This window comes from Hydrogenophaga sp. (assembly GCF_030656115.1).
GTDB lineage: Bacteria > Pseudomonadota > Gammaproteobacteria > Burkholderiales > Burkholderiaceae_C > Hydrogenophaga.
In genome coordinates, this window is the sequence record NZ_JAUSOO010000036.1 from 50,026 (window position 1) to 67,874 (window position 17,849).

The following is a 17,849-nucleotide window of genomic DNA, read 5'->3' on the forward strand; positions in this document are numbered from 1 at the left end:
TTTGCGTATGTCCTATAGGGGATACTTGGTGTAATGCGGTTGACTCCCCCTCTTCACCATGGCCACTCGCTCACGTCCCGCTGACCCAGCCCGCCTTGCCCCGGCCTCTCGCACTGCGCAGCGCCTGCCAGCCGAGCAGCTCTACGCCGACGAACTGGCGCACCTGGCCGTACACGACACCCTGACCCGCCCACCCGGTTGGCAGCTGTCAATGCCAGCGGTGCGCAGCTTTATTCTGGGTGGCAGCGTGGCGGGCCAGACCCTGCGGCGCAAGATGGTGTGCGCACCCAGCCTGATCGAGCGGTCGCTGGTGACGCTGGCCTCCCAGCGGGCGCTGTTGCTGGTGGGCGAGCCGGGCACCGCCAAAAGCCTGCTGAGCGAGCTGCTGGCCGCAGCGGTGTGCGGCACCAGCACACTCACCGTGCAAGGCAGTGCCGCCACCACCGAGGACCACATTCGGTACGGCTGGAACTACGCCCTGCTGCTCAACCAAGGCCCCAGTGTGCAGGCCTTGGTGCCATCCCCCCTGCTGCGGGCCATGCAAAACGGCCAAATTGCCCGGTTTGAAGAAATCACCCGCTGCCCGCCCGAGGTGCAGGATGCGCTGCTGTCGGTGCTCTCCGAGCGCCTGCTCACGGTGCCCGAGCTGCCCGCCCACGACACGGTATTTGCCCAGCCCGGCTTCAACCTGATTGCCACGGCCAACACCCGCGACCGTGGGGTCAACGAAATGTCGGCGGCACTCAAGCGCCGCTTTGCCTTCGAGACCGTGCTGCCGATTGCCGACCACGTCAGCGAGCTGGCGCTGGTGTACAGCGAAGTCACGCGCCTGCTGGCACAGGGTGGTGTGCCCGTCACACCCAACGAACCGTTGCTGGAAGTGCTGGTCACCACCTTTCGGGATCTGCGCCAGGGCGTGGACCAGGAAGGCGGGGCCACCGACCGGCTCAGCAGCGTGCTGAGCACCGCCGAAGCCGTCAGCGTGGCGCACGCCGTCACCCTGCGCGGCCACTATCTGCGAGGCGACAACGGCCAGCCCAGCGATCTGGTGGAGGCACTGGTCGGCACCGCCGCCAAAGACAACGCAGACGATCTCAAAAAACTGCGCCGCTACATCGAGCACCGCGCAGCCAAGCGCACTGGCGAACACTGGGTGGCCTTCCATGCCGCCCGCCACGCCCTGCCACAGTAAACGCGGCGAAACCGTGGTGCAGCCCCGCATCATTGGCATCCGCCACCACAGCCCGGCCTGTGCCCGGCTGGTGGCCCATGCGCTGACCCAGGATAGACCCGCCGCCGTGCTGATTGAAGGCCCCGCCGATTTCAACGCCCGCATGGCCGAGCTGCTGCTGCCGCACCGCCTGCCGCTGGCGCTCTACAGCTATGCCCACACCGAGCAAGGCGTGTCGCAATGCTGGTTTCCGCTGGTGGACCATTCGCCCGAGTGGGTGGCCCTGAAGCAAGGCCACGCCCAGGGAGCCACGGTGCGCTTTGTGGACTTGCCACACTGGCAGTACCGCACCCTGCCTGCCCAGGCCCGTCACCCATTGGCAGCGCCAGACCGCTATGCCCGCCTCACCCAGGCACTGGCCCAGCGGCTGGCTTGCGATGGCGACCATGCGCTGTGGGATCACCTGTTCGAGTCGCAGGCGCTGGACCATGCCGCCGCCTTCCAGGCGCTGGAGCAGCGTCTGGCGGTGTACTTCCATGATCTGCGCGGCGACCCCGCACAGCCCACTACGCCAGACGATGCGGCCCGCGAAGACCACATGGCGCAGTGGCTGGCCTGGGCCTGCCAGCACTTTGCGGGGCAGCCGGTGCTGCTGGTCTGCGGCGGCTGGCACAAGCGGGCCATCGAAGCCCTGTGGCCCACACGCCATGTGCCGCAGGAGCCCACCAGCCCCGCCGCACCCGAGGTAGGCACAGCAGGCGCGTATCTGGTGCCTTGCGAATACCGCCAGCTCGAAGCCCTGGCGGGCTATGCCGCAGGCATGCAATCGCCGCAGTATTACCAGTGGCTGATGCAACGCGGTGCCGGGCCAGCGGCACGCCAGGCCACGCAAGCCATCGTGCAGCGGCTGCGGGCCAAAAAACTGCCCCTGAGCACCGCCGACTGGGTGGCCTTTGAAGCCACCCTCACCGGTCTGGCTCGCTTGCGCGGGCATGCCGAGCCACTTCGCGTGGACATTCTGGATGCCGTGCAGTCGGCCTTCGTCAAAGAAGCCCTCGATGCCCCCGCCCCCTGGAGTGGCCACCGGCTGCTGACCACCCAAGACCACCCCGTGCTGCGCGAAGCCCTGCTGGCCCTGACCGGCGAAGGGAGTGGCCAGCTGGCCCCCAACACGCCCCTGCCGCCGCTGGTGGCCGATGTGGCCCGGCGGCTGGCTGACAGCGGCCTGAGCCTGAGCACCACCCCCCAGACCAAGGTGCTGGACCGCCGCCACCCTGCCGACCTGCCAGCCGCACACACCCTGTGGCAGCTCAAGCTGCTGGGCATTGAAGGCATCACCCTGACGCAACTGCGCGTACCCACGGGCACCCAGCACCTGCACCAGACACTGGCCTACGAAGAACACTGGCACCTGGTGCAACACCCGCGCTGGCTGCCCAGCCTGATAGAAGCCGCCGCCCACGGCTCCACCCTGGCCGCCGCCGCCCGCGCCTGCCTGCTGGCACGCCTCACCCCCGACCCGTCAGCCAGCCGGCCCCCTCAACCCTCTGCCAACGACCTGGCCCAAGGGCTGACCGAGGCCATCCGCGCCGGTTTTTTTGACCTGGGCGATGCGCTGGCCCACGCCCTGACGGCCAGCATCCAGGCCAGCCACCACCACGGCGAGCTGGCCACCGCCGCACAACTGCTACTGGATGTGGCCACCGCAGGCTTCTGGGGGCAAGACACCCGCCCCATGCTGCTGGCCACCCTGCAAGCCCTGGGCGAGCGGCTGCTGTGGCTGCTCGATGCCCTGGACATGCCACAGCACACCCACCCCCACACCAGTACCGGCACCGCTGCCGCCACCCAGCCCGCCAGCCCCCACAGCCGGGCCACGCTGGATGCCGATGTGGCCGCCGTGCGCGCGCTCGGCGGCCTGCTGCGCCTGGGTGCCAGCCAGCCCGTGGCCGGTTTCGATGCAGATTTCGCGCTGGCTTGCCTGTTGCGCTTTGCCCGCTCGGCCCACACACCACCCGCGCTGCGCGGTGCGGCTGCGGGGTTGGCCTGCACCCAAGCCCACCGCTACCCGCCAGACGGTGGCCTGGCACCGGGCGAACTGGTGGCTCTGATGCGGGCCATTCCCCCGCGCACCCAGCTGGGCGACTACCTGTTTGGCCTGTTTGCCCTGACCCGCGCCCTGGTACAAGACCAGCCCGAGCTGGTTCAAGCCCTGCACGACACCCTGGCACAGATGAGCCACCAAGACTTCATTGCCGCTTTGCCCGCTCTGCGCGAAGCCTTTGCCTGGTTTCCTCCGCGCGAGCGGGGCCACATGGCCGCCCAGGTGGCGGGCCTGCTGGGTCTGTCCGCCCCCGAACGCAACCAATTGACACAACTGCCCCAAGGCGGGGCACTGTATTTACATGCACGCCGCACCGAATCCCAGGCACTGGCCTGGGCACAAGCCTGCGGCCTGCTGGAACCACCACATCCGTCGCATCTGTCACCTCTGCAACCCTTGCCACCATGACCACTACTGTCCGCCACCCAAAAACCACCGCCAACCCCCTGCTGGCCCGCCCCGATGGCAGCCGTGCCACCTCCGCTTGGCTGAACGCAAGGCGCAATGAGGCCGAAGCAGCCCTCCAGCACATGCACAAGCACGCGACCCATTCATACGCATTGCTGGGGCCGAACAACACGCCCGAAGTCAACGGCGCACTGGTTTCAAAGTACCCCTACAACAGCGACCTGTACAGGGTGCTGCTGGCCGACTGGCACGGCGAAGCGGTGCTGCCCCTTCTGGAAGAACGGATCAGTTCCACCATCTGTCTGCGCCTGGTGTGCACCTTCCACACCGATGCCGCACAGGCCCTGCTGATGCGCCATGTGGACCAACCAGCGGTGCGTGCTGCCGTCATCGACCGCTCCAGGCGCTGGCCCGTGGACACCCTGCGCCGCCTGCTGGCTCAAGCCCCCAGCCGCACCCAAGCCGCAGCACAAGTGCTGCTCAAACTGGTGGACGAGCACCCCGACTGGCTGGCGGCGCTGCAAACCCAGTTGGCCCAGGCCCCTGCCGACGATGCCCAGGGCAGCGCCGAGCGCAAGGTGCTGGAGCGCCTGCTCAGCGCCCCCGCCGAGCGCATACCCGATGCCAGCCCGGACGAACTGCCCCCCATCCTGCGCCAGCCCCCTTGGGCCAACCGCAAAGCACAGCCGCCGCTGCCAGTGCTGGCACTCCAAGCCTTGCCAGACGAAGCCGTGGTGCATTGGGATCGCTGGCAACTGACACCGTCACACGGCACACCCAAACAGGTGGTTGAGATTGATTTTCGTTGCGAGAACTTTAACGAAAGTCTCTCACCAGAGGCATCTGCCCAAACCCAGGCGACGGAGAATCCGCACTGCCCATGGTCCATTCCGAAAAAAGCCCTGTTTCTGCTGGGTGTGCCGCCGCAACGGCTGGACGCGGTACTGGCAGCCGAAGCCCTGCAACCCGATGATTTGCAATCTTTCCCCACAAAATGGTGTTCCGACCGGCTGAGCTACCTGGCCGTGTTGAGCGACGGACTGGCCATGTCAACACTGCGGCAATGGATCCACCCCGCCTCGCAACGAACCCCGGATGACTGGGGTTTCAACAGCTATGGATATCTCTCCTCTGCGTTCACCAGCCTAGCTCACCATTTCAGGCACCTGGGGCCTGCTTTCACCGAGCTACTGTTGCAGCAGTCACTGCATAAATTGCAAAAAAATTGGGTGCCATTTCTGAACGTCCTGGAATCAGTGGACTTGGCCGCCTGGATGTCCAAGGTGGGCTACCCAAGCCGCTACCACCGCGCCTACGTTCAGCAATGGCTCAACCAGTACGCTGCCTGCGCGGCACAGGCCCTGATTCCACTGGCCTTCGGTGCCGACCCGGCCCAGTACGGACATGCCCGCCATCACCTGCACTGGCTGGCCCGCAACGGCCACCGGCAGGCCATTGACGCACAGGCCGCCCGCCACGGCCCCGCCGCTGTGCAGGCTGTGGCGCAGCTGCTGGCCGTGCCGCTGGAATGTCTGCTGCCCGACAAGCTGCCCACCGCCCAGCCCAAATGGCTGGCACTGCACGCCTTGCCGCCACTGCTGCTGGCTGGCTCGGGCCAGGCCGTGCCGCAGGCGCAGGTGCCTGCGGTGCTGATGTGCATGGCGCTGTCCAAAGGTGGTCTGCCCTACGAGGGGCTGCGGCTGGTCGAGCAGGCCCTCACCCCCGATTCACTCAGCCGGTTTGCCCTGGCCCTGTTCAAGCAATGGGAGGCCAACGACTCGCCCACGAAAGACCGCTGGATTTTTGAACAGCAAGGCCGCCTGGGCAACGATGCCACCGCCCGCGCACTGGCCCAGAGCATCCGCCAGTGGCGTGCGGGACTCAACCGCATCCGCGCCTACGAAGGGCTGGAGATGCTGGCCGAGATCGGCACCGACACCGCCCTCATGCTGCTCCACAGCTTTGCCCAGCAGGCCCGGTTTGGCGACCTGACCGACCGCGCCACCCAGGCCATCCAGCGCGTGGCCAACGAACGCGACCTGACGATGGATCAACTGACCGACCGCACCGTGCCCACCCTGGGGCTGAACGAGCGCGGTCTGCTGGTGCTGGATTTCGGGCCGCGCCAGTTCCAGGCCCACCTCACCCCCGACCTGACCCCACTGCTGGCCGATGCCGAAGGCCGCCCGCTCAAAACCCTGCCCAAACCCAACGCGCAAGACAGTGCCACACAGGCCAAAGACGCGGCAGCGGACTGGAAAGACTTTAAAAAACAGCTCAAAACCGTGGCCAGCGCCCAGATCGCCCGCCTCGAAAACGCCATGTGCCAGCAGCGCCGCTGGACGGCCAACGAGTTCATCCCCTTTTTTGTGCGCCACCCGCTGCTGCGCACCCTGACACAGCGGCTGGTGTGGGCCGCGTTTGACGCATCGGGCCAGCTGTTGGGCTGCCTGCGCATTGCCGAAGACCTGACGCTGGTCGATGTGGCAGACGAGCCCTTTGACCTGGACACGCTGCCCGAAGGCAGCCACCTCGGACTGCCCCACCCGCTGGAGTTGCTTGAAGACGTGCGCAATGCCTGGGGCCAGCTGCTGGCCGACTACGGCATTGCGCAACCCTTTGAACAACTGGCCCGCCCGCTCCACACATTGACAGCCGATGAGCTGACCCGCGCCGATTTGCCGCGCTACGCCGACCGCCTTGTGGGCACAGGCAGCCTGCTGGGCCTGGAAAACCGGGGTTGGAAGCGCCACGCGGGCGACGGCGGCATGATTGACCACTTTGCCAAACCCGTGGCCCCCGGCCTGGTGGCGAGGCTGTGCATAGAAGAAGGCGAATGGTTCATTGCCGGCCCGCCACCCGCTGGCGATGTGAGCCACACCCTGAGAGGCCTGTACCTGATCCGCAGCGCCAGCAGCAACACCACCGCGACAGCCGCCCCACCCCGCTGGGCCGAGTTGCCCCCCATCGCCCAGGCCGAAATGCTGCGCGACCTGGAAAAAATGGCCTGGCATACCCACTGAATATCCATATCCCCGATACCGCTGACCCACCCACCACACAGCAAGCTTGCCATGACATCCTCCAAAGCGACTGCACAGACCCCGCCGCTCAGCACAGCAGACATCCATGCCACGCCCGACGGACAGTTTCACTGGTCACCTGCCAACCGCCAACTATTGGCCCAAGCACAGGAGCTCCCAGCACCGGACGAGGCGGGCATGACAGCCCCGGAGCAAAACCGCGATTTTTACGCCAGCTTCCGCAGAGCTGCCCGCCTTGACCAACGCCTTGAAGTCGTTGAACTGGTTCAACTGCTGCATTGCCAGCCCCAAGCTGCTTTCGATGTATTCCGGGGACTGTTGAGCGGCATGGAATCGGCGTATGAGCCGATGCTGCGCAAATCCGAATACAGCAAGGCCCGCAAGCTGCTGGCCATCATGATGGATTGGCACGATGCCCGGCTGCTTGATCTGTTGATGATCTATGACAACGAACCCATGATGCAAGAGGCTTTGTTGAACTGTGTACCGCGCTGGCCCTTGTACACGCTGCGGTACTTGCTGGATCAACGAACCCGCCATTCAGGTACTTTTGTTGTCAACAATTTGCGCGCCCACCCCGACTGGTTGGAGCACCTGCGGCCAACATGCAGCGAGGCCCAACTGGATCGCCTGAACAGGCTGACCACTGACATCGACTGGGCCAGCTGGTCCGCCACAGACCAGGGCGGTGCACATGGCAACGCCGCCCCAGCCGCCCACCTGCCACCCGATACACCAGCCTTGCTGCGCGAGCCCCCCTGGCTGCGCGCCACCAAACCCACGGCCAAAGAAAAAGCCACCCAACCCTGGTTGAAGCTACCCACCAAGCTGCCAGGTGTCCCGCACTACATCGACACAGAGAAATTGGCCAAGCCAGTGCTGCGCGAGAGCGGTCTGCCTCTTTCATCTGAACCCACACAGCATCTGTTGCAAATGCTGGCCCTGTGCAAGCCCCGCCAACCCTACAGTGGGCTGGCACAGGTGCTGCCCGCTTTCACGCCCACATCGCTGGCAGAAATGGGGCGGAAACTGTGCCTCGACTGGGCGGTGGCACGCTACCCCACCGAGCACAACTGGATACTTCTGGCCCAAGCCTGGCTGGGCGATACCACTACGTTGGAGGAATTGAAGGACGATATCGCCGATTGGCCCAGCGAGGGAGCCTTTGGCCGCGCCAAGCTGGGCCTGCAAGTGATTGCCGACATGGGCATTTACCAGCAATCGGACGAGGCGCTGCGTGCGCTGGTGCGCTTTGCCGAAAAAGGCAAACCCTCACTGCGCGGCCCCGCACGCCAGCAAATACAGATCGCGGCACAGGGCATGGGCCTCAGCCCAGACCAACTGACCGACCGGCTCGTGCCCACCCTGGGCCTGACCGAGGCGCAGGACTGGCAGTTCAGCTTGGGCCAGCGCCACTACACCCTGCACTTTGACGAAAGCCTGCTGCCCTACGTGACCGATGCCAAGGGCACCCGGCTCAAAGACCTGCCCAAACCCACCACCAGTGAACAAGCCGAGGACGATGTACGCCGCTGGAAGGCCCTGAAAAAATCTGCCCGCACCCTGGCCAGCGAACAGATTGCCCGGCTGGAACTGGCCATGATGGGCACCCGTGATTGGACGCGGTCCGACTTCGAGCGCATCTTTATGCAGCACCCGTTGCTGCGCCTGCTGGGGCAGCGCCTGTTGTGGGTCAACACCCCACCCGACGGGGGCGGTGTGACGCTGTTTCGCCTGTCCGAAGAGTTCAGCCCATTGAATGCACAAGACGAGCCGGTGACCCTGCCCGACAACACCCGCATCACCCTGGCCCATCCGCTGGAAATGACACCCGAAGAGCTGGCCGTGTGGCAGCAGGTGTGGGATGACTACCGCATCGTGCCCCCCTTTGAACAATTGCACCGTGCCGTCTTGCGCCTCACACCCGAAGAGCTGACCCAGCCTGCACACATCGTCCGCCAACTCGATCAACCGGTGGCCGTGGGCAGCTTGCTGGGTTTGCTGCAAAAAAACTGGACGCGCGTGGGCGATGGCGCAGACGTGTTCGGCCTGCGCCTGGCTCTGGGCGAGGGAGCCAGCGCAACCGTCGATTTGCAAGAGGGCTTTTGCGTTGCCGTGCCCAACTCGACCCCTGTGCAGCACCTGCGCGAAGTCGGTTTTCATGGCCCTTGCACCGACCGCCAGCGCAGCGAAGTGCTGCGCACCCTCAGCCTGCTGCCCCCGCCCACCGCCTGAAGGCTGGCATGACAGCACCCATCCCCGAGCTGACCCCGGCGCAACGCTGGCGCTTGCTGCTGGGCGAGGCCGCACAGCCCATCCTACAGCCCGGCTTGGGTGCTGCCCACCCACACACCTCTGCGATGGACGGGGCTTTGGCCTGGCTGTATGGCCGCGACGATGGGCTGCAACCCGCCGACATGCTGGACAGACACGGTGGCCACGAAGCCTCGCGCCTGAGCGTGCCCGAGTGGATCAACCAGATACACACGCTGTTTCCCCGGGAAACCATTGAGCGGCTGGAGCGCGATGCCATCGAACGCTACGGCATTGATGAAATCGTCACCAACCCCGACGTGCTGGCCCGCGCCACCCCCAACCCAGCCCTGCTGGCCGCCGTCATGCGCACCCGGCACCTGATGAACCCGGCGGTACTGGCCCTGGCACGTCAACTGGTGGCCCAGGTGGTGGCCGAGCTGATGGACAAGCTTGCGCACGAGCTGCGGCGTTCTTTCTCGGGCACGCGCCAGCGCCAGACGCTGGGCAGGCAAGGCGCATCCAGCCAGTTTGCCGCCCGCGAAACCCTGCGCCGCAACCTGCGCCACTACGATGTGCAGCGCCAACAGCTGGTGGTGCCACACCCCTTGTTTCACACCCAGCTGCGGCGGCACTTGCAGCGGTGGCAGGTGCTGCTGCTGGTGGATCAAAGCGGCAGCATGGTGGGCAGCGTGATCCATGCCGCCATCACCGCCGCCTGCCTGTGGAACCTGCCAGGCATCCAGACCCATCTCATTGCCTTTGACACCCAAATCGTCGATCTGACCCGCGAGGCCCACGACCCCGTGGAAACGCTCATGCAGGTGCAGCTGGGCGGCGGCACCGACATTGGCCGTGCCGTGGACTATGCCGCCAGCCAGATCGAGGTGCCCAAACGCGCCATCGTTGTCATCATCAGCGACTTTTACGAGGGCGGCAGCGAATACGTGCTGACAGAGCATGTGCGTGCGCTGGTTGCACAAGGCACCCAGGTGCTGGGCCTGGCCGCGCTGGACGAGCAGGCCAACCCCAGCTACGACCGCCAGCTGGGCGCACGGCTGGTGGAAGCCGGTGCCCACATCGCAGCCATGACCCCCGGCCAGCTGGCGGGCTGGCTGGCCGAAAAAATCCAATGACCATGCCACCGCCTGCCGACCAGCCCCCCGCAGCCAACCACACCCCTGGCTCTCCACTGCATGCCAGTGTGCGCACAGATTTGATCCACCTCACCCCCGAGGCCCTGACCCAACTCACCAACGCCGGGTTGGTCAAACGCGCCCAGCGCGAGTACGCAGCGGGCTACCAGCCCAGCCTGACGCTGCTGGACGATGCCACCCTGGTGGCTGAATTCCCTGATGGCATCACCACCCGCTGGCCAGCGGGCAGGCCGATTGCCCAAGCCCAGTGCAACTGTGTGGCCACCAGCATGTGTCGCCACCGCATCATTGCGGCCTTGCGGTTCAGAGACGGTGTGATCTCCGAGACACCCACCACCACACCGCACACCAGCACCACCGCACCACCGCCGCAGCAGCCAGATCCACCTTCCCCCGGTCAGGCCAGCGATGCCCTGCTGGCTGCCCTGCTGGCCCCCAACCTGTTGGCCCACGCCGCCAAAGTGCGTGATGCGGGCCTGGTGGTCCAGACTCGCCGCAGGCAGGCGGGCGAACCCTGCGACACCGCCCGCCTGCCTGCGGCCACGGTGCGTTTCTGGGCCGGTTCGGCCATCGAGGCCGCACGCTGCGATTGCATCCACCAGTCTGCCTGCGAGCATGTGGCCTTGGGCGTGTGGGCATTTCGCCTGGCCGATGCCCATGCCCCGGCGCAGGCCAGCACAGCGGTGCAACTGGGCACACCCGCCTCGGCCCTGCACCTGGACAGTGCCCCCTACCTGGCCCTGCTGGCCACCTTGCTGCAACACGGCGTGGTCAACGGCCCAGCGGCCAGCGCCCAGGCCTTGAGCGTGGCCCAGACCGCCGCCCGCGCCAGCGGTGCGCAGTGGCTGGAGCTGACGCTGCTGGACATGGGGAACTGGGTCACCGCCTACACCGCCCGCAGTGCCCGCTACGCCATCGAAACCGGGGCCGACCTGGCCGCCGAGCTGGTGCTGCGCCTGAAGCAAGGGGCCGCTGCCGGGCAGGCCAAAGCTATTTTGGGCGTGGGCCAGCCCGGTCAGGTGGCCCTGGACAGCCTGCGCCTGATGTGCCTGGGCGCACGCACCGAGCGCGACGGCCCACAGCGCCTCACCCGGCTGGTGCTGGCCGATGTGGACACCGGCACCCGCATGGTGCTGATGCACCCTTGGCAAGTGCCCGCCGACCAGGGCGAGGCTGCCGAAGCCGCGCTGCGCGCACAGACACGCCTGGCCCCCGGCCTGCCCATGCGGGCCTTGGTCAGCGGCCAGCTGCTGGCGCAACAGGCCAAGCGCCTGGCCGATGGTCAGGTGCAACTGTCACGCACCCGCACCTCGCACAACAGCCTGCTGCCCCAGTCGGGCGACTGGAGCCCGCTGCCGATGCCACTGAAGCACACGCGGGTGGCCGATCTGCGGCACGAGCGCAACCTCCACCCGCACCGACTGACACAAGAAAGACGCGCCGCCCGCACCTTCACCGTGTTCAGCCCCCACCGGGTGGACGATGTGCTGTACGACCCCTACGAACAAACCGTGCAATGCGTGGCCTACGATGCCGACGGCGAGCCCCTGCTGGTGCGCCGCAGCCACGAGACCCACAACCGCCAGGCGCTGGCACTGCTGGCCGCCATTGCCAGCGGAGCCCACGGCCCCGTGCGCCACCTCAGTGGCACGCTGCGCTGGCTGGACGACCTGCCTCTGTTGGAGCCGTGGAGCGTGGTGTGCAACGAGCTGCTGGTGCTGGACTTTGCCCCCTCAGACACCCGCCCCGACGCACTGGCCAGCCTGCCCCTGGGCCAGCTGCACCAGCGGGTTCCCCGCAACCCGCTGCTGGCGGCGCTGGACATGGTGCGTGCGCTGGGCGGCGCTGTGCTGCACCACGGAGCCGCCCAGTTGCCCGGCTCATGGCAGGCCGATGCGGCAACCGCCGCCGCCCAGCTCCATGCACTGGGCCTGACCGCGTTGTCACAGGCCCTGACACTCACCGCCCGGCATGTCAGCACCTTCGCCAGTCAAGGCTCAGGTGGCGCAGCACTGGCCGACCAGTTCGCCCGGCTCATGGGCTTGCGCCAACTGCACGAAGACGCATTGGCCGTCCTGAGGAGCGAGACCCAGGCGTGAGCCGAACGCTTGACATAAGGCAGCGCACAACGGGTGCAGGCGGTGTCCAATAAAGGCATGAATACCTTGGCTGCGCGCATTTTGAGGGTTGGGTTGGCTTCGCTCTGGCTGTTTGGGTTCTGGCTGGGTGCGCTTGCTGCGGAGCCTCCTGCGCCAGTGGTTGCGGGGTCGCCCGTGCTGCAGGTGTTCGTGCGCGACGGCTGTCCCTACTGCGCCGACGCGAAGACGTTCCTCGACGGTGTGCAGCGCCAGCAGCCCGAACTGCAAATCGTCTACCGCAGCGTTGACACCGATCCGGCGGCTCGCGACGCGTTGAGCGCGCTGTCGCAAGCCCATGGTGTCTGGCCCCCGGGCGTGCCCGCCTTTCTGGCCGCTGGGCAGCTGATCGTGGGCTTCGAGAGCGCATCGACCACCGGGCAGGAGGTGCTTCGGCTCATCGACACCGGTACGCAGGTGCAGAAGCAGACGGTTGACAGCGCGCTCTTCGGCAGGCTCAGCGCACAGCGCCTGGGGCTGCCGCTGTTCACCCTGGCGCTGGGTCTGCTGGACGGTTTCAACCCCTGCGCGATGTGGGTGCTGCTCTTCCTGCTGGCCATGCTGGTGCGGCAGAACGACCGGCGGCGCATCGTGCTCATCGCGGGCACCTTTGTCTTCGTCAGCGGCGCCGTTTACTTTGCGTTCATGGCGGCGTGGCTGAACGTGTTTCTGGCGGTGGGTCTGTCGCAGCCGGTGCGGCTGCTGTTGGCGGGCGTGGCGCTGCTCATCGGTGCGTTCAACGTGAAGGACTTCTTCGCGCTCGGCCGTGGCTTCAGCTTCAGCATTCCCGAAGGCGCCAAACCCGGCTTGGTGGCGCGCATGCATGGCGTGCTGCAGACCCAGGCGCTGGCCGCGTCGCTGCTGGGCGTGGCGGCGCTGGCGGTGGTGGTGAACCTGGTCGAATTGTTGTGCACCGCAGGCCTGCCTGCCATTTACACCGCGGTGCTGGCGCAGCAGCAACTGGGCCCGACCGCGCACCTGGCTTACCTGGCTCTGTACATCGTGGGCTACATCGCCGACGACACGCTGATGGTCACGCTGGCCGTGCTGGCGCTCAACCGAGGCAAGCTCACCGAGCGCGCCGGGCGCGGACTGAAGCTGCTCAGCGGCGTGGTGATGCTGGCACTGGGGCTGGTGTTGCTGCTCAGGCCGGAGTGGCTGGTGTGAGAGGCGGCGAGTCTGTTTGCACAGGCTTCACCGCCTGGGCCGCACCCACCACCAAGCCCCCGCCACCAGCACCGCAAACCCGGTGTAGGCCGCCACAAACACCCACCAGGGCGCGTCCCAATACAGCAGGCGCGCCAGCCAATGTTCGATGAAGCTTTCGGTGTAGCCGCCTTGCCCGGCCAGGCGGCGCAGGTCTTGTTCCCACACGGACAGCGGGCAGAGTTGGCCGAGCCAGGTTTGGGCGGTGATGAAGAGCATCAGGCCCAGATGGGTGGCGCGCAGACCGAGGTGGTGCACCCAGCGCCAGCCCAGCGCACCGCCGACGAGCACCAGCGGCAGCAGCCCCACCACGAACAGCACCAGGGCGGTGTGCAGGGTCAGCAGGGCGTCGGCCAGCAGGGCCGCCGTGGCGGGGTTCATGGCGCCGATTCTGATCCAGGACGGCGCCGAACCGGCCCAGGGGTTCTAGCGAACCGGTGCCGCAAAGGCGTGGGTGAAAGCCAGGTTGCTTAAACCGGGCAAGCTGTGACACGACGGCGACACCACCTCCGACCCGGGTGGGCACATGCCGTCCCGGTTCAGCGACCAGAAATGCAGCCCGCCCAGGCCGTTGTCATGGACGTAGCGGGTGAGTTGCTGGGCGTCGCTGAGGGTAAAAACGTTTTCCTTCAGGTCGTTCACGCCGATCATGGGTGTCAATTCGATCTGTTGCAGGGGCACCCCATACTCTTTGGCAAAGTTTCGGGCCACCGCCATGGCTGAGGCCGCCATGGCGCAGCGATCGCCATCCACCACGCAGTTGTCGGGCGTGGCTTCGCCAAAGTTCATGACCATCAGGTTGATGAAATGGTTTTTCAAACCCACAAGCCCGATGGCCTTCATGACCGTGGCGCCATCGGCGTTGAGGGTGGGCCGGTCCGGTTCGGTGGAGGATGCCGTCGCCAACGTGAAACTCATGCGCAGGTGCGGGTGGCGTTGTGTGGCGCCGTGAATTTGTTGGACCAATTGGGTGATGACTTCTTCGGACTGGCCCGCCTCGATGTCAAAGTCAAACCCCAATAACTGCGGGCTCTCGTAGTGGGCAATGAACTTTTCCATGCCCTGCTCACTGCTGCAGGTAAACGCACCGTCGGCACCGCCGGTGGAAATCACGTAATCGATTTTGGCCCGCTGGAGCTTTTTAAGATGGGCATCCACCATTTGCTGGGCGCTCAGGTCGTCCCAGCGTTCTTTACCGCATTCGCCGGTGGCAAAGGCGAGGGTCAGCGCTTTGACGCCTTCCGGGAAATCGCCCCCCGGCAGGCCGATCAGCGACCGGACCCGATCCAGCAGACTGCCCATGAAGGTGGGCGCAGCCATTTGCGGCGGTAAATTGATGTACAGGTAAGGGCTGTAGACAAACTGCCTCATGGCGCGCGGGGTTTGTCCCTCGCCGTGGCCCGGCGTAGCGCAGCTTGTGAGCCAAAACACAAAGATCAGGCCAAACGCCAGGGAGATGCTTGCGAAAAGGTGTTTTTTCTTCACGATGGGATGCTGGAGTAAGCGGGCGCCACGGAGTGAGCTTCTGAATATAGCCATTTGCGGGGGTCACTGTGCATGACCCAAAGGCGCTTTGACGAAGCGTCTGCGCGGGGTTCTTTTGCTGGTGTCCTGGGTATTTTGGAGAATACCGTGTTTCAAACCCCTCAGGACCCACGCAAAACCGCCATGGCGTTGTTGCTTGGCCTTGTCGCACCTGCGTACTGTCTGCGGCTTTGCACCTAGCCCCAATACGGTTCGGTCAGCGCGCTGCCCAGGATTTATTTCAGTCTTAAATTGTTGATTTAATTGGAAATAGTTTACGTTTACGAACAGTATTGGGTTCTGACCCCACGACGGATGTCAGGCGAAATGGCCATTTCAAGTCCTTTCAATCAGCATGCGGGGCTCAGCTTCTCAGCCCCCCGCAGTGCGACCTGAGCACACCAATCCGTTCTGGCCGCCTTGCAAACAATCTTTGCCCTGGCACGAGGCAACGGGTAGCATTCATTGGTGGGCACCCGGCGCATGGTTCCGTACCCTGATCTCCCAGCCTTTTGGGCGGTGAGGACCTTGTTTTTTAGCCCCCTTCGGGCCGATGTCGAACCATTCACATGACTGCCCCGACGATCACCGCCCAATTGCAAGCTGCATTCGAAGCCTTTCTGGAGGCCCATTTCATCCGTCGGGACAAAACGGTTGTCGATACCCTGCTGGATCCTTCGGTGACGGGCTTTGGAACCAGCCGCACCGAATCCACCTTTGGCGACATGACGCTGCAGGAGCTGTTTGCGCGAGACCTCGCGGACGCGCCAGAAACAGTCCGGTACCAGATCAATCATCTTGACATTCGCCCGCTCGCGTCGGACTGTGGCCTGGTGGTCTCGTCGATGGACATCGCGACCACCATTGCCCGGCAGCGGCTCACCTTGCACGACCTGCGGATGACAGTCGTGCTTTGCCACCAAGGCAATGGCTGGCGCATCGTGCATCTGCATATTTCCCTGCCGACCACGGAACATGATGACCACGAATCCTACCCGGTCAAGGAGCTGGAAGAACGCAACGCCGTCCTGAGTCGGCTGGTAGACGAACGCACCGAACAACTGAATGCGGCCCTGTCACACCACAGACAAATGGCGGTGACCGACCCACTCACCGGACTCTACAACCGCCGCATGCTGGACGAACAGCTTGGCATTGACATGGAGCGCGCCGAGCGATACCAGTCATCCTTTGCCGTGCTGATGCTGGACATCGACCATTTCAAAAGCATCAATGATCGTTTTGGCCATCAGCAAGGCGACCGTTTTCTCATTCAGTTCGCGGAGCTGATCCGTGCACGGCTGCGCAAATCCGATCTTGCGGGGCGCTGGGGTGGAGAGGAATTCCTGGTCGTTTGCCACGGCAGCACCTTGGCCGACGCACGGACCCTGGCCGAGGACATTCGGTTGAACACAGAGGCCGCAGACTTTGGCATTGGCGAATCCCGAACCGTCAGCATCGGTGTTGCCGAATTCATCCAGGGAGACAGCATCACGACGCTCATAGAGCGTGCGGATCGGGGGCTTTATTTGGCCAAGGAAAGCGGTAGAAACCGGACTTGCACCACCCCGGATGGACCTCCGCAGTGATGGCCAACCGCATGCCCTGGGCGACCAGGTTCATTCACCGGACTTGTGCACAACCGCCATGGCGTTGTTGCAAAACCTTGTCGTACCGGTTGACTGTCTGTGGCTTTGCGCCTGGCCCTGGCGGTTTTGCGTAGGTCCTGCCTCTGTTGTCGGCAGCTTGCCACCACGGGCTTGACCGTCCGTGACGCAACAACGGTGACCCGTGCACAATGGGCGACCACCCACCGCAGGCTTGCCTCTTAACGACATATGCACACCTTTTCTGAACACAAACCGCTTTTCGCCGCGCTGATCGCGCTGGCGCTGGCGCTGCCCGGCGCCGCCTTCACCGCCGACACGCCGGAACCGCCCGCGCCCGCCGCAGCCAAGCAGCCGGCGCCCAGGACCGTGCACAAGGAACGCATCACCCTGGCGCGCGAGGCGATCCAGGCCCAAGACTGGAAGGGGGCCATTGCCGTGCTCACCGAAGCCGTGCAAGTGCACCCGGGCAACCCGGAGTTGCACAACCTGCTGGGCTATGCCTACCGCAAACAGGCCACGCCCGATTTGTCGCGCGCGTTTGAGAACTACCGCCTCGCCCTCAAGTTTGACCCCGAGCACCGGGGCGCGAACGAATACATCGGCGAGGCGTATCTGATGGACAACAACCCCGCCAAAGCCGAAGAGCATCTGGCCAAGCTCAAGCGCATTTGTGGCAATACCACCTGTGAGGAATACCAGGATCTGGCCCAAGCGATTGCGCAGTACAAGGCCAAGAACAAGTAGGTCGGCGTGCCCGCGAGCATGTTCATCTTTGGGGTGAATGCGCGACAGGCGCGCCTCGTGCCTGTCCAACTACCGTTTCTCGTTGTGTCGTTGTGAACAGGCAGGCACTGCCGTTGGGCGGTGCACGCGGAGAACGCGGTGGGTGGGGATGCGGTTTTCGCCTGTTCAAAGTGCAGGTCAGGGCCGGTTTTAGTTGACCTTGAAGTACTCAGACACCACTTTCCAGCGGTTGTCTTGCAGCTGTGACAGACGGGTGGCGTTGCTGCCCAGGCGTTTGGTGGGGCTGAAGGTCATTTCGGCGCTGCCGAAAATATCCGGTGGAATGGTCATGGTGTCCATGGCCTTGATGAAGCTGTCGGTGCTCAGGTTCGGGCCGGCCTTGCCGGCGGCGCGCAGGAACCCATCGACGAGGGTGTAGCCGAAGACCGAGAAAACGGCCGGGTCTTCGTTGAACTTGGTCTTGTACTTGTTGGCCCAGAAGCTGATGGGTTGT

Annotated in this window: 12 protein-coding genes; 9 read left to right on the top strand and 3 right to left on the bottom strand. The window is 65.1% G+C overall.

Translation table 11 applies throughout. The features are described from left to right. Positions 1 to 58: 58 nt before the first annotated feature. From Q7J58_RS04370 to Q7J58_RS04400, 7 genes are read left to right on the top strand one after another with little or no spacing between them, the layout of a single operon-like run. The gene (locus tag Q7J58_RS04370) at positions 59 to 1,192 is read left to right on the top strand and encodes an AAA family ATPase (protein ID WP_304823957.1); all 1,134 of its coding nucleotides are present in this window, start codon (positions 59 to 61) and stop codon (positions 1,190 to 1,192) included. After that, the gene (locus tag Q7J58_RS04375; RefSeq protein WP_304823960.1) at positions 1,164 to 3,683 is read left to right on the top strand and encodes a DUF5682 family protein; all 2,520 of its coding nucleotides are present in this window, start codon (positions 1,164 to 1,166) and stop codon (positions 3,681 to 3,683) included. Before Q7J58_RS04370 ends, Q7J58_RS04375 begins: the two co-directional genes overlap by 29 nt. Next, entirely contained in the window at positions 3,680 to 6,706 is a 3,027-nt protein-coding gene (locus Q7J58_RS04380) for a DUF4132 domain-containing protein (RefSeq protein WP_304823963.1), read from the top strand. The genes Q7J58_RS04375 and Q7J58_RS04380 overlap by 4 nt, the downstream gene beginning before the upstream one ends. A 51-nt stretch (positions 6,707 to 6,757) precedes the next feature. Continuing rightward, positions 6,758 to 8,962 (top strand): DUF4132 domain-containing protein, encoded by a 2,205-nt coding sequence (locus tag Q7J58_RS04385; RefSeq protein WP_304823966.1) that lies wholly within the window; start codon positions 6,758 to 6,760, stop codon positions 8,960 to 8,962. Between the two features lie 8 nt (positions 8,963 to 8,970). After that, positions 8,971 to 10,116: a VWA domain-containing protein gene (locus Q7J58_RS04390; protein ID WP_304823968.1), complete on the top strand. Its 1,146-nt coding sequence runs from the start codon at positions 8,971 to 8,973 to the stop codon at positions 10,114 to 10,116. Positions 10,117 to 10,118: 2 nt separating this feature from the next. Beyond that, a complete protein-coding gene (locus Q7J58_RS04395; RefSeq protein ID WP_304823971.1) occupies positions 10,119 to 12,236 on the top strand; it encodes a hypothetical protein in 2,118 nt (705 codons plus the stop codon). Between the two features lie 57 nt (positions 12,237 to 12,293). After that, positions 12,294 to 13,439: a glutaredoxin family protein gene (locus Q7J58_RS04400; protein WP_304823974.1), complete on the top strand. Its 1,146-nt coding sequence runs from the start codon at positions 12,294 to 12,296 to the stop codon at positions 13,437 to 13,439. A 27-nt stretch (positions 13,440 to 13,466) separates the two neighbouring features. On the opposite strand, the gene Q7J58_RS04405 is transcribed toward Q7J58_RS04400, so the two are convergent. Beyond that, complete coding sequence (locus Q7J58_RS04405; protein ID WP_304823976.1) at positions 13,467 to 13,859, bottom strand: DUF2784 domain-containing protein; 393 nt, start codon at positions 13,857 to 13,859, stop codon at positions 13,467 to 13,469. A gap of 45 nt (positions 13,860 to 13,904) precedes the next feature. After that, positions 13,905 to 14,963 carry a glycosyl hydrolase gene (locus Q7J58_RS04410; RefSeq protein WP_304823979.1) on the bottom strand — a complete coding sequence of 353 codons (1,059 nt, stop codon included), beginning with the start codon at positions 14,961 to 14,963 and terminating at the stop codon, positions 13,905 to 13,907. Between the two features lie 608 nt (positions 14,964 to 15,571). Between Q7J58_RS04410 and Q7J58_RS04415 the strand changes: the two genes are divergently transcribed. Both Q7J58_RS04415 and Q7J58_RS04420 read left to right on the top strand, forming a co-directional pair. Continuing rightward, positions 15,572 to 16,591, top strand: a complete 1,020-nt coding sequence (locus Q7J58_RS04415) for a diguanylate cyclase (RefSeq protein WP_304823982.1) — start codon at positions 15,572 to 15,574, stop codon at positions 16,589 to 16,591. Positions 16,592 to 16,840: 249 nt separating this feature from the next. Further along, complete coding sequence (locus Q7J58_RS04420; RefSeq protein WP_304823986.1) at positions 16,841 to 17,356, top strand: tetratricopeptide repeat protein; 516 nt, start codon at positions 16,841 to 16,843, stop codon at positions 17,354 to 17,356. Between the two features lie 189 nt (positions 17,357 to 17,545). Here Q7J58_RS04420 and Q7J58_RS04425 read toward each other — a convergent pair. Then, on the bottom strand, positions 17,546 to 17,849 hold a 304-nt coding region (locus Q7J58_RS04425), incomplete at its 5' end, for an ABC transporter substrate-binding protein (RefSeq protein ID WP_336623471.1).

Excerpts from the sequence above, each read along its gene's own strand:
- Q7J58_RS04380 (WP_304823963.1), top strand. The coding sequence starts at position 3,680 with ATGACCACTACTGTCCGCCACCCAAAAACCACCGCCAACCCCCTGCTG.
- Q7J58_RS04400 (WP_304823974.1), top strand. The coding sequence starts at position 12,294 with ATGAATACCTTGGCTGCGCGCATTTTGAGGGTTGGGTTGGCTTCGCTC.
- Q7J58_RS04395 (WP_304823971.1), top strand. The coding sequence starts at position 10,119 with ATGCCACCGCCTGCCGACCAGCCCCCCGCAGCCAACCACACCCCTGGC.
- Q7J58_RS04375 (WP_304823960.1), top strand. The coding sequence starts at position 1,164 with ATGCCGCCCGCCACGCCCTGCCACAGTAAACGCGGCGAAACCGTGGTG.
- Q7J58_RS04385 (WP_304823966.1), top strand. The coding sequence starts at position 6,758 with ATGACATCCTCCAAAGCGACTGCACAGACCCCGCCGCTCAGCACAGCA.
- Q7J58_RS04405 (WP_304823976.1), bottom strand. The coding sequence starts at position 13,859 with ATGAACCCCGCCACGGCGGCCCTGCTGGCCGACGCCCTGCTGACCCTG.
- Q7J58_RS04415 (WP_304823982.1), top strand. The coding sequence starts at position 15,572 with ATGACTGCCCCGACGATCACCGCCCAATTGCAAGCTGCATTCGAAGCC.
- Q7J58_RS04420 (WP_304823986.1), top strand. The coding sequence starts at position 16,841 with ATGCACACCTTTTCTGAACACAAACCGCTTTTCGCCGCGCTGATCGCG.
- Q7J58_RS04390 (WP_304823968.1), top strand. The coding sequence starts at position 8,971 with ATGACAGCACCCATCCCCGAGCTGACCCCGGCGCAACGCTGGCGCTTG.
- Q7J58_RS04370 (WP_304823957.1), top strand. The coding sequence starts at position 59 with ATGGCCACTCGCTCACGTCCCGCTGACCCAGCCCGCCTTGCCCCGGCC.